Consider the following 12961-nt stretch of genomic DNA (forward strand, 5'->3'; position numbering starts at 1 on the left):
ATTAATTATTTATCTGATTTATTATTATTACCAAATGCTTTATTAAACAATAAAACAACATCGCTCAGCGGATTATAAATTGTATTAATGCCCATTGTAAAATATATATGCAAAGAGCATCCAAGATTTAAAACTGTTCGGGCAATTGCTGTGGCAATAGCTGCACCTAACATACCCATACTCGGAATTAACAACACACTTAATACAATACTTGTAATGGTAGTTAGAATTGCATATCGCTGTGTAACTAACTGTCGCCCGGTCATATTTAACAACTGCGTTACAGGGCCTGTCATGAAATTAACTACCTGACCTAAATTAATAACTGCAAAAGTGAATATTGCTTCTTGTGAAATAAATTCAGAACCATACACACCCATTATCAATTTTGGAAATAAAAAGAATGCAGCCATAATCGGCATACAAGTCCAGAAGATAAGTCTGGTAGAAAGTCGTACAGTTTTATTAATTGCTTTCTGATCATTTTCACCAAATGCCTCGGCGAATTTTGGTCCGGAAATATTATTAATTGCAATTAAAGGCATAGTTGCAAATGCAGACATGCGGGCAGCGCCATTAAATATTCCCACACTATCATCGGCAACATAGGCCGCTAAAATTAATGTGCCCAACCAAGTATATAATGTAGTTAAATATTTAGCAGATAGCATCGGTAATGAAACAGCTAAAAGTTCTTTCCGGCTAATTGTTTTGACTTTTATTTTCTCATAAGGAATATATTTAAACCAATAATATGCGCCTAATATAAATGTTAGAATTAGACCGATTACATAAGAAATATTTACAATGATATCTGAAGAAGTAAACAATAATCCAATTAATAAAATAGCAATTGAAAAGGCCTGAGTAGAAACATTATTAATCCAGGAGTATGCGGTTATTTTTTTTAATCCTCTTATACCTTCCTCAATAATACCACTCAATATGAAAAAGAAAATACCAATTGCAAAAACTTGAATATAGAGTGTATAGGGCTTGTGATAAACATGTTCAGAAATTAGTGGGGCAGTAAAAAACAAGCCAACAGACAGTAGAAGAGCGAGTGGGATAACCATCTTAATTCCAATCTGAAAAATTTCATTCACTAAATCGTAACGACCTTGTTTTCTATATTGAGCAACAAAGCGAGAAATTGCCATGTCCACACCAAACCTGCCGAAAATTCCAATAAGACTTAATAAAGAAAAGCAAACACGAAATACACCAAATGCTGCAGCACCATAGAAATTTGTAATAACAAGTTGTTGAGCGAAACCAAAATTGCGACCTACAATACTTATAAAAAACCCGGATGCACCTTTTTTAAAAATTTCAGAAAAGTCCTTGTCTTTAAATTTCCTATTAATTTTTTTTTTGATCTTGTTAAACATTATTGCTAATAAGAATTTTAATTCGGTGAAGAATTCTCTTGAACTCCTATTTTCTGAAGAAATTTATCAGCTAATAATTTGGTAAATATTTCTGCCCCAGGCGCATTTAAGTGCGTTAAATCAAACAGATTATTGCGATCATTAAATTGTGGATATTCGCTTGGATTGGCAAATGAAATTTTATTTCTTTCAGGTAGTTGATTGTATAACGGTAAAAGATATTCGTACCGGTCGCCCAATCGTTGCGACAGCATAAAAATGATTTGGATGTTTTTGCTTTCACAATCCTTGATCACTTTATTTAATTCCTTCGCCATTGTTTTATTTGGATTTTGAGTTGCATCGCCATATTTATCATATAACATCTGGCATAATTGAGTACGGAAATTAATTGTATCCTCAGTACGCAATACATCATAGCGAATAGAGAGGTCGCCTTCCGGATAATCCTGTAATTCCTGGTCGAGGCTATAGAAACCATTTTTATCCGGACCTAATGCAAGTGTTTCTAAATTATAACCCAGATGCTGTTCAAGAAATGCAGCGCCCATTCCAACCATTAAAGATTTTTCTCCAAATGAAAATGCATGTAATACAGGTACACCAACTTTATTTACAATTTTATTTTCCGATTCCCAACTCGCTTTCATTATCATTCCGATATTACTCCATGTGTACCAATAAAGCATTTCTTTTTTATGCAAGTTGTCGACACCCATTTTAGTAAGCTCACTTAAATCCAACACAACGTATTTAATATGATCTTTTTTATCCTTCAATAAATTATCGAGTGTATAAATAGATTGTGGTGTGCGGTTCGCAGGAATTCCAAAATTAAAAGAACGAATATTCAAAGATGGATTTATACTATTTACATAATCATCAAATTCTTTTGGATCAACATGTCTATAGGTAGTACTGGCACCAATGAATAAGGTGTTGTATTCGGATTCTTCTTCCTGATAAGCTTTATATTTTGTGTTCAGTCTTGTATTTCCCCAGGAAAAAGGCAATGTATAAACAGCAATCTGACTAACTACAAAGTAGAGTAGAATTAACAATGCGATATGTGAAAATAATTTTTTCATACCATTTAAAACTGAAAATAAATGAATGCTGCATTATTCACCATAGCAAACCATCCGATTAACAATAACATTCCTAAATAAAAGCTCCAACGAATTACTACAGGTTTTGAAGTTATTCTATCTTCAATAGTTTGATCTCCCTTAATATACATTTTAAAATCAACAACCAGCAATAAGGCAATAAATATCCAACTTAATGCAAACTGAACCACGCTATCACTTCCTACTACACTATTGTGAATTAGCGATGCCGTAGTATTAGGAGAATTAAAAATACTACCGATAATAACGAATGCTTCAGAAACATTTCTTGAGCAAAAGAATATATCGGGAATACAGGTCAGATTAAATACCCAGAACATTACTAAAAATGAAGTAAGCCATTTCAGATTAGGCCCGAGATCTAATTTAAAATTAGGAAAAAATTTATCTGTCGTTCGCCGCAAACTTAATAGCACACCATGGACGACACCGAACATAACAAAGGTCCAATTTGCACCATGCCATAAACCCATAATAGTGAAAGTAAGCATGGTATTAAACATTAATCTTCTATAGTTTACACGACTACCACCAAGAGGGAAATACAAATAATCCCGAATCCAGAATGATAACGTGATATGCCATCGTTGCCAAAATTCACGTATTGTTTTAGAGAAGTATGGAGTTTTAAAGTTGTCAGTGAGGTTATAGCCCATAATTCTTGCTGAGCCAATTGCAATATCACAATAACCAGAAAAATCACAATACACTTGAAAAGCAAACATCCATGTGGCAATTACCACTGCAAAGCCGCCATGTTCACCTGGGTTCTGATATACTTCTTGAACAAATATGGATAACCTGTCGGCAACTACTACTTTTTTAAAGAAGCCCCAAAGAATTCTTATTAAACCCTCTCTCGCCCTGAAATAACTAAAATCGAATTTGGTTTTTAATTGAGGCATCAAATCGTTGCTACGTTCAATAGGACCTGCAACTAATTGTGGCCAGAAGGAAACGAAGAGTGCAAAATAGCCAAAGTGTTTTTCCGGTTTAGCAGTCCCCCGATATATATCAATGGAATAACTTAAAGTTTGAAAAGTATAAAATGAAATACCTACAGGTAAGAATAACCGAAACTCCGGAACATTGTAAAAGATATTCAGTTGATCGAAAATACCTCTCGCCGAATCATTAAAGAAGTTGAAATATTTAAAGAGAAGAAGAAGCCCAAGATTAGATAAAAGACTTATGAGCATATATGGCCGTCGCTGTTTCTTATCAGCGCACTGGCTCATTTTAAGCCCCGTAAAATAATCTATAGATGTAGAAACAACGATTAGGAAAGCATATTCCGGCTTCCAACACATATAGAAATAATAGCTGGCAAGCAGAGTGAATAACCATCTCCATTTAAATGGTGTGGCAAAGTATAACCCTACGACAATGGGAAGAAAAAGTAAAAAATGAAATGAATTAAATATCATACCCGCCTAATCTCACTTTAATTTTATCTCACGGAATTAAATCATTGCCATCCGGTTTAGAAATTACTTTAGATTTATTTTCAAAATCTGCAATTAACAATTGTTTTTCTTCGGCTTCCGCTAAAGTATCTTTATAATACTTTCTAATAGAAAGGAATACGACACTTAGAAACGTTCCTAGAATAATTCCTATAATTAAGAAAGTAATTTTTTGTTCTTTTTCTTTAATGGTAGCAATATTAGGAGAATCGACTACGGATATCAACGGCGTTTTATTTCGCATATCAAATTTTGCCAATTCTAATTGAGTATATATGGTGCTATATTCAAGAGTAAGAATTTCGATATCTCTTAATAAACGACCTTGATTTAATAATCCGGCAGCCTTAACAGTAAATGCAGATTGATCCTGAGATCTGGCTAATGCATCTTCTTTCACCTGCATCATCAAACGTACAGAATCTGCACGATCTTGAATCAAGGAAACGGTACTAATCTCATTATCTATTTGTGAATAGATATAAAATTCAGATGCATCACTTGCAAGATTATTAGCCATAATTCGGGAAAAATCTCTGTTCAAGGAAGAAAATTCTAATTGATTTAATCCTATTTCCTCGTTAAAAGTAACAGTAAGATCCGCATCTATTATTTCGTCATAAATTACACTTAATACACTATCTTCATAAATGGATAATGCATTAATATCTCCATGTATAATTTTAAAGTCGTTAATTTTTTTTCGGCTGGACCAACGTGGATACATTTCCAGATAAAAATTCACCATATAATCCACTCGTGGTGCTTCGCCCTTTAACTGCACAGTATCCTTTAGTAACAATGCATTTTTTATTACTCTGCGAGATTGAATTAATCCAAGGAAATAATCATTGGTAAATTCAGACCCAGTGGATATTCCAATTCCAAAAGAACTGGCAAGTGATGCAAGTGAAGATGTTGAGGAACCTTCAACACCTTTCACAGAAAAATCAGAATGTGCAATATAATGTTCCGGTCGCCACACAACATAAAATCGTAAAAGATATCCGAACACTATAGCAAATATTAGGATTACCCACCATTTTTTCAGCAGGTACTTTCTATATTCGCCCACCCGTTTAAACAGGTCACCAATATTTATTTCATCATTATATGGACGGTCGTATTGCATATCTGTGTTTATGATCTGATGATTATCGGTTGGTGTTTTCAACCAGAATAAAAATGGTTGCAAATGTCAACACGGATGCACTCATAGTGGTAGCAAACACATTCCAGTCGAATGGTTCCTTTTCAACATCCTCTACCTTCTCAATCTTCTTCGGCTTATATGGTACCACTACTTCCGATCCTTTCACTTTTACTTTTGGATAGAAATGAATAACCCAAAGTATATTCACCGTGCGTTTTACCAAACCATTAGGTTGTACTACATAAGTGCGGCTACGACGTGCATCATCATGAAAACTACGTCCGTATTTTTTGATATAAAATTTTGCAGATTTTGAGCCATCAAAAGGTACGTAAACTTCAGTTTTAATAGTATCTTCAAAAGGAAAATCTATAGCGCCACTCAAGGAAACTAATTCGCCTAAGCGTGGTACTGAAATAATATCATTTTCTTTAAGGATATAATTAAATTTCGAATTTGGACTTTTAACTGCTTTATCAAGAAATAACATCGTTAAATTCCCATTACCTCTTTTTATAGTAGCGCCTTCCGGATATGCATAGCTGGTAAATCCTCCTGCTCTTGCAATAATTTCTGCCACAGTTTCTGTTTTGGAAAGCATGGTATAAACGCCGGGATATACTACTTCACCTTCAAGAGTTACATTTTTCTGAAATTCAAAATCCGGAATTGTTCTTACAAAAACGATATCATAAGGTTGGAGTTCAAAATTTTCAGAGCCATCTATCATCTCCAGAGATTTGTCCACATCAATAGTTTCAATTACTACTCGTGTTGGTTCGTTTACATTTTTAGCTTCATTAAAATTAAGAATGCGGGCAATTTCAATTTTACTGTTCGCAGCATCTACATTTAAACCACCTGCATAGTAGAGCAGATCTTTTAATTTCATAGATTCATAGTAAGGAAATTCGCCCGGAGTTTTTACAGCACCTTCAACTTTAACTGTAAATGTTTGACGGAATTTATCTTTTGTAAAAATCTCTACCTGATCAAATTTTGTTAATTCAAAATTGAACGCTGATGAAGGATTATTCATTACATCCTGCAAATTGAAAGGGATATAAACAGAATTCATTTGCTCATCCTTTCTGATTAGATAAGCCTTATTCATATATGCTTCATATTTCACTCCCTGTGCCTTTTCAATTAAGTTGGATATACGCAACCCTTCACTTAATTCATAAGTACCCGGAAATTTAACTGCCCCAATAATTGTTACAACATTTTCTACTGTTTCGGGAATTTTTACAAATGTTATTTTATCGCCATTAAATAAAACAAAATCACCTCCTGAAGCTTTAATGCTATCATAATTAATATCTACTATTACATTTTCATTGTTTATATATCTGCTAACAGTTACAATATTGGTATAGGCTGTTGATTTTAAACCGCCGGCATATTTGAGTAATTGTTCAAGATTTTCACCTTCTATTAATTCATACTTAAAGGCTCTGTTTACTTCACCGGCAACTTCTACAACACGACCGATAGGCGGCACTACTATATAATCGTTATCCTGCAAGTAAGTATCATCTGAGTAACCTGGATTAGTAAGAAACTGATATACATCCAATGTTTTTACAACCTGATTATTTCTCTTTACATAAATATTTCTTATAGACCCAATATCATTGGGTCCACCTGCTGCAACTAATGCGTTAAATGGCGTATTAATAGAAGCGATATTATAAGAACCCGGTGAAACAACTTCACCCACAATATTCACTTTAATTGTTTTTGAATACGTTAGTGACACATCGAAATTTGCGCCATTAAGATTTATATAAGTACCGAATTTTTGTTTTAATAATTGTTTAGTAGCTGCATAGGTTAAACCTTGTAAATAAATTCTACCTACTCCAAACGGATTAATATATCCATCATCGCTAACTGTAAAGTTTTCATTATAACTAGAAACGCCACCCCAAACAGAAACTGCAATCTGGTCGCCGGGGCCCATTATATAATTATTATTCGGTTTTGAGTTAGGAACTCTTTCATATAATGAAATAGTGGAATTTCTAAAAATCCCTTGTCCATATATTACAGCGGCAACATTGGGTGTTTCGTCTATAGTCGTCGCTTGCGTTGCATTCACAGCAGGAGTTGTGGTATCTGATAGTTGTTCAGTAGCAGCTGCAATATTTTGTGCTTGGGTATCACCTATCTGATCAAAAGTTGTAGCGGTTGTTGCTGTACTCGATTCACCCATAGCAGCAAGAATGGCTGTGATTTCAGAATCATTAAATCCCATCGCTTTTAATGAACTTTCTGAAACCATTGATGGATTTATGGCTGATGGTGATAACCCGCTAGCACCCTGGGTGCTATAAGGATCGGTATTAATCAAACCGGTATTCGCTTGTCCGAAAATGTTGTTTGAAAATGCAAGGATTAAAAGTAAGAGGGAAATCGAAGAGAATTTCTTCATAGTAGTCGTAAAATTTCGTGCAAAGATAAAAGGAATGACATATTATTATGGAAAATAAAATTTAGTACTAAAAACTTGTTAATTTATTTTTCAAATCCCATTCAAGACGCTCATAAAAAGTGCTTAGTTGCACAAATTAACTTATTTATAAAATGAAACAGAAGATAACATTATATAACCTAAAATTAGAGGAGACAACTATTAAAAAAATCGTTTATCAAGAATTGTAAATCAGTTATCAGCTCACAATAGCGCCATCTTGGTCTAGGTCGGTAGCTTGTACAAAATAAAGCTTGCCTTCTTTATCTTTAGCCATCAATATCATTCCATTACTTTCCACTCCCCGCATTGAGCGAGGTGCGAGATTTACCAGAACAACTACTTTGGCTCCTATTATTGATTCCGGCGTAAAATGTTTGGCAATGCCAGAAGCGATTGTACACTTCTCAAAACCGAGATCAACGGTAAGATTTAAAAGTTTATCAGCTTTGGGAATTGCCTCAGCATGAATAATTGTACCGGTACGCAAATCAAGTTTTGCAAAATCATCAAACGCTATTGTTGGTTTTAAATTCGTTTCTTCTTTTATCACTTCAGAAATTATGCTTGTTGTTTTCCCCTTTTGTAATGCCTCAATTTTAGCAATAATTTCTGCCTCATCAATTTTATTAAAAAAATGAACAGGTTCACTAACTCTATTTCCGGTTACTAATTGAATATTATTAAACTGAAAAGAAAGTGACTCTTCGTTTACGGATAAAGTGTTATAAATTTTTGTAGCGGTAAACGGAAGAAATGGCTCGCATAACACCGCAATATCAATTAAAGATTCAAGACATATTCGCAACACACCAGCGCAGGTATCAGGATCCTGTTTAAATATTTTCCACGGTTCATAATCCGTAAGCAATTTATTTCCTGTACGCACCACATCCATCATTGCCGCCATTGCATCACGAAATCTATAGGATTCTATAGCGGGTTTATAATTCTTTTCGATTAATCTATTTATTGTAGAATAGTAATTCTGAATATATTCTTCTTGCAAAAATTCTTTATTAATCTCCGGCACTTTCCCATCAAAAAATTTATGCGTAAGTACTAACACTCGGTTAATGAAATTGCCAAGTATTGCAACCAATTCATTATTATTCTTGGCTTGATAATCTTTCCATGAAAATTCACTGTCTTTTGTTTCCGGAAGATTACTACTTAAAACATATCGCAATACATCTTCTTTACCGGGATTATCATTTAAAAAAGTATGCACTTGTACTGACCAGTTTCGGGAAGTACTCATCTTATCACCTTCCAAATTCATAAATTCATTTGCCGGCACATTAGTAGGTAATATAAATCCCCCATGTGATTTTAGTATTACCGGAAATATTAAACAATGAAAAACGATGTTATCCTTACCGATAAAATGTACCAGCTTAGTGGTTTCATCTTTCCAGTATGGCTCCCAATTTTTATTATGATCTTTTGCCCATTGCTTGGTGGCACTTATATAACCGATAGGCGCATCTAACCAAACATATAATACTTTTCCATCTGCTCCGGGCAACGGTACTTTCACACCCCAATCCAAATCTCTTGTAATAGGACGAGGATGTAATCCATCATCCAGCCAGGATTTACATTGGCCTAACACATTGCGCTTCCATTCTTCTTTTCTGCCTTCACCCTGTACAATCCAGTCTGTTAACCACTGCTGATAATTATTTAAAGGCAAATACCAATGTTTGGTTTTCTTTTTCGATGGTTTCTCACCACTTAAAGTAGAGACAGGATTAATTAGATCATCTGCATTTAAAGAGGTACCGCATTTCTCGCATTGATCACCATACGCATTTGGGTTAGCACAATTCGGACAGGTTCCCTGAATATATCTGTCGGCTAAAAACTGGTGAAATTTTTCGTCGTAATACTGTTCACTTTCTTTTTCTTCGAATACACCTTTGTTATATAATTCAAGAAAAAAATCAGAAGATGTTTGATGATGCAATTCAGAAGAAGTACGATGATAGATATCGAAACTGATTCCTAAATCTTCGAATGCTTTTTTATTTATTGTATGATATTTATCAATAATTTCTTTTGGAGTGATCCCTTCTTTTTTTGCCTGAATAGTAATTGCAACCCCATGTTCATCGCTGCCACAAACAAAAACCACATCTTGCTTTCTTCGGCGCAAATATCTCACATAAATATCTGCAGGTAAATATGCGCCTGCAATATGCCCAACATGTAAAGGACCATTTGCATAAGGAAGGGCGGAAGTGATAAGGTATCTTTGTGGTTGTGTCATAAAATGAGTGGCAAATTTACAAAAGCAAAAACGATTCACTTATGCATATTCCTCCGTTACAAGCAGGAGATAAAGTTGCAATAATTAGTACAGCGAGATTAATTTCTTTTTCTGAGATTGAAGTTGCTGTAAAAAAAATAAAAGAACATAATTATATACCAATTATAGGCAATACGATTGATGCAAACTATTTAGTATTTGCGGGAGATGATTTAATGCGTGCTCAGGAATTTCAAAAATTTTTAGATAATCCCGATATTAAAGCGATTCTATTTGCCCGTGGTGGATATGGAACAATAAGAATTTTGGATAAAATTGATTTCAGCAAATTTTTATTACATCCCAAATGGTTATGCGGCTTTAGCGATATCACTCTACTACACTCTCATATAAATGATAAACTTGCTGTGCCAACGGTGCATAGTGCCATGCCTTTTAATTTCCCAACTACTGATAAAATTTCTATTGATTCACTCTTTGATATTTTAAGTGGTATTCTTCCCAATTATTTCTGTGATACCTCAGAATTTAACATACATGGAATTGCAGAGGGGGAAATAATTGGTGGAAATTTATCTATACTCTATAGCTTGCTTGGAACACGATTTGGCTTTAACTCAGCAGGTAAAATACTATTTATTGAAGAAGTGGATGAATATCTGTATCATGTGGACAGAATGCTGATAAGTTTAAAACTTGCGGGTAAACTTCAACATTTAAAAGGATTAGTTGTAGGTGGTTTTACACAAATGAAAGACAACAAAGTATCCTTTGGGTTGTCGGTAAATGAAATTATTTTAGAACACGTAAAAGAATATAAATATCCGGTGGTATTTAATTTTCCTGCAGGACATTCCAAAATAAATAGGGCAATGATTTTGGGTAAAAAAATTAAATTAATTTCTGATAAGTCTGGCTCAACGATGCAATATATTTAATCGCCAATTCCACCTGTAAGATTATAGAGATTTGTGTATTGTTCCATTTGCTTTAACCGTTGGATTGCAAGTTGACTTCGAATCCCCTTCCTGCAATAAAATATCACGGGAATATCTTTTGGGATTTTATTTTTTTCTAAAACTATTTCACCAAGTGGAATTAAAACCCCACCAATATTTTTTTTTTCATGCTCTTCTTCTTCCCGAACATCCACTAAAAAAAATTTCCTATTTTCTGTTTTCCATTTTTCGAATTCTGCAATTGATAATTGAAACATTTAATAACTAAATTCTATTTTGAAACTTTGCTTGTGAAAGGATATTTTGTACCTGCATACGATTTTAAATCGCAGGTTATTCTACCAACTGATAATTCAGATTCGATACGCACCGGAATACGATTGGCATCATCGGTAAACCAAATTGTCATACCCTCTCCTTTCTTAAAAATATCTCCTTCTACTAATAGTGGTTTTACTTTCATGCAATTAAAAGTTCCTAGTTTGGTTTTATATTGCTCCTTGCCTTCATATCGTATATATAAATTATATACTGTATCATCCACAGCCATCGTTACCGGAATTTTATCTCCGGGTTTATAAAGGTCAAAATTTAAAGTGCGTGCCCAATAAAAAGAAGACAGTAAGTCAACAGCACAAGGCTCCACATTTTTAATTGTTTTTGTATTTGTCTTACCATTTTTCCTGTCTTCAAAAGATATAATAGTATTTGTTTGACGGTTCCATTCATAAGATCTAAAAAAAGAATAACCTCCTTCATTTATATCTCTCAAAAATTTTTCACTTTTTAAAGATTCTGGCTGCATCCAAGTTTCCATTTTATCCCGCACTTTAAAAAACCAATCGAACGAACCATAAGAAACCGCTTCCATTATAGCATGATACATTTTCTTATTATTCAAATTCGCATCTTGTAATTTAAAATAAACTTCACCAGCTCCAATCCACATTGGGCCTGCATTATAAAACACTTTGTAAGTTAATGATTCACCGGATTGAAATGAAGTAGTTTCGATAGAACAATTATTTGAATCATCTTGCTGAACAATAGATGTATCTAATGCAGAAATACCTACTGTAGCAAAAGCAACAATTGTGATGAAAGCAAGTATTTTTTTTCTATTCATTTCCAGTTTGTTTTAAAAAATTTTTTTTGATTATAAAAGTATATCCCAGTATTGCCGGTATTATCAAATTCAATAACCATAAACAGGTAGAGGCTGCAAAAACACCAACTGTATTTTCTGAATAAAAGCCACAAAAATATACCGCAATATTCCCTCTCGTAAATAATTCCGCAATAGCAAAGCTCGGTATAATTGTTTGTGCTAAAAATATCAGACCTATAACTAACACACCTTCTCCTACATTTAAATGAACTCCGAATAATTTGAGGAAAGCCAAATACTGTGCCGTAAAGACTGAGTAACGAATTGCGGATAAGCCGAGATATCTCCATAAATCTTGATTGTGATAACTACCAATTATAGTGATATATGGTAATATCCTACTGAAAAATTTTTTACGTTTAAAGACCTCAATAAAGATGTGCAAATTAAAGTAGGCTGCGAAGAAAACAATGTCAAGTACTATACAAATACCAATTAGCATCCAGGTTATGTATGTATCAAAAATTGTTTGTGTCAACAAAAAAATAATTAGCGTGATTATACCTATCGTTGATGTTACTACAATCTGTCCGAAGCTGCCAATTAAAGTTGCAATAATACTGCTGATACGATGGCGCATAGGCAAATACAATATACGACCTCCATATTCCCCTATTCTATTTGGTGTGAATAATCCTAAGGTAACACCAGTCCACACAGCTTTAAAAGCCTGTATAAATGGTATGTTATAAATTTTTGAAATAATATTTTTCCATTTATAAGATTCCACTCCCCAATTTAAAAGCATTAAAATTGTTACAGAAAATAATAGTAAGAAATCGTTTGAATTAATACTTTCCAACATAAGTTGCAGTGCAGATTTTACATCACTATTTCCTATCAATTGTTTATAAAGCGCAAAAATCAACAGCCCAAGAATGGCTACCTTTATTAGAATAGAATAAACTTGATTTTTTCCTTTAAATAATTTCAAAATATGATTGAA

General features: G+C 33.7%; 10 protein-coding genes. 1 reads left to right on the forward strand and 9 read right to left on the reverse strand.

Going from position 1 to position 12961, the window contains the following annotated elements; genetic code table 11:
• Positions 1-5: 5 nt before the first annotated feature.
• The 6 genes from IPN31_02630 to metG form a co-directional block, all read right to left on the reverse strand.
• Positions 6-1391: a flippase gene (locus IPN31_02630; protein ID MBK8680801.1), complete on the reverse strand. Its 1386-nt coding sequence runs from the start codon at positions 1389-1391 to the stop codon at positions 6-8.
• A 17-nt stretch (positions 1392-1408) separates the two neighbouring features.
• Positions 1409-2479: a hypothetical protein gene (locus IPN31_02635; GenBank protein MBK8680802.1), complete on the reverse strand. Its 1071-nt coding sequence runs from the start codon at positions 2477-2479 to the stop codon at positions 1409-1411.
• Between the two features lie 5 nt (positions 2480-2484).
• Complete coding sequence (locus IPN31_02640; GenBank protein MBK8680803.1) at positions 2485-3948, reverse strand: MBOAT family protein; 1464 nt, start codon at positions 3946-3948, stop codon at positions 2485-2487.
• A gap of 28 nt (positions 3949-3976) precedes the next feature.
• Positions 3977-5119, reverse strand: coding sequence for a hypothetical protein (locus IPN31_02645; GenBank protein ID MBK8680804.1), 1143 nt, complete (start codon positions 5117-5119; stop codon positions 3977-3979).
• Between the two features lie 22 nt (positions 5120-5141).
• On the reverse strand, positions 5142-7577 hold the full coding sequence (locus tag IPN31_02650) for an SLBB domain-containing protein (GenBank protein MBK8680805.1): 2436 nt from the start codon (positions 7575-7577) through the stop codon (positions 5142-5144).
• Positions 7578-7815: 238 nt separating this feature from the next.
• On the reverse strand, positions 7816-9888 hold the full coding sequence (metG, locus tag IPN31_02655; GenBank protein ID MBK8680806.1) for a methionine--tRNA ligase: 2073 nt from the start codon (positions 9886-9888) through the stop codon (positions 7816-7818).
• Between the two features lie 41 nt (positions 9889-9929).
• Between metG and IPN31_02660 the strand changes: the two genes are divergently transcribed.
• Positions 9930-10826, forward strand: coding sequence for an LD-carboxypeptidase (locus IPN31_02660; GenBank protein MBK8680807.1), 897 nt, complete (start codon positions 9930-9932; stop codon positions 10824-10826).
• On the opposite strand, the gene IPN31_02665 is transcribed toward IPN31_02660, so the two are convergent.
• From IPN31_02665 to IPN31_02675, 3 genes are read right to left on the reverse strand one after another with little or no spacing between them, the layout of a single operon-like run.
• Positions 10823-11104, reverse strand: coding sequence for a rhodanese-like domain-containing protein (locus tag IPN31_02665; protein MBK8680808.1), 282 nt, complete (start codon positions 11102-11104; stop codon positions 10823-10825). The genes IPN31_02660 and IPN31_02665 overlap by 4 nt on opposite strands.
• Before the next feature lie 14 nt (positions 11105-11118).
• Positions 11119-11973, reverse strand: coding sequence for a DUF3108 domain-containing protein (locus IPN31_02670; GenBank protein ID MBK8680809.1), 855 nt, complete (start codon positions 11971-11973; stop codon positions 11119-11121).
• The gene (locus IPN31_02675) at positions 11966-12949 is read right to left on the reverse strand and encodes a flippase-like domain-containing protein (protein ID MBK8680810.1); all 984 of its coding nucleotides are present in this window, start codon (positions 12947-12949) and stop codon (positions 11966-11968) included. Before IPN31_02675 ends, IPN31_02670 begins: the two co-directional genes overlap by 8 nt.
• Between the last annotated feature and the right edge of the window lie 12 nt (positions 12950-12961).

Source organism: Bacteroidota bacterium (assembly GCA_016715425.1).
In the GTDB taxonomy this organism is placed as follows: Bacteria; Bacteroidota; Bacteroidia; order Chitinophagales; family BACL12; genus JADKAC01.

Excerpts from the sequence above, each read along its gene's own strand:
- IPN31_02665 (MBK8680808.1), bottom strand. The coding sequence starts at position 11,104 with ATGTTTCAATTATCAATTGCAGAATTCGAAAAATGGAAAACAGAAAAT.
- IPN31_02640 (MBK8680803.1), bottom strand. The coding sequence starts at position 3,948 with ATGATATTTAATTCATTTCATTTTTTACTTTTTCTTCCCATTGTCGTA.
- IPN31_02670 (MBK8680809.1), bottom strand. The coding sequence starts at position 11,973 with ATGAATAGAAAAAAAATACTTGCTTTCATCACAATTGTTGCTTTTGCT.
- IPN31_02635 (MBK8680802.1), bottom strand. The coding sequence starts at position 2,479 with ATGAAAAAATTATTTTCACATATCGCATTGTTAATTCTACTCTACTTT.
- IPN31_02645 (MBK8680804.1), bottom strand. The coding sequence starts at position 5,119 with ATGCAATACGACCGTCCATATAATGATGAAATAAATATTGGTGACCTG.
- metG (MBK8680806.1), bottom strand. The coding sequence starts at position 9,888 with ATGACACAACCACAAAGATACCTTATCACTTCCGCCCTTCCTTATGCA.
- IPN31_02660 (MBK8680807.1), top strand. The coding sequence starts at position 9,930 with ATGCATATTCCTCCGTTACAAGCAGGAGATAAAGTTGCAATAATTAGT.
- IPN31_02650 (MBK8680805.1), bottom strand. The coding sequence starts at position 7,577 with ATGAAGAAATTCTCTTCGATTTCCCTCTTACTTTTAATCCTTGCATTT.
- IPN31_02630 (MBK8680801.1), bottom strand. The coding sequence starts at position 1,391 with ATGTTTAACAAGATCAAAAAAAAAATTAATAGGAAATTTAAAGACAAG.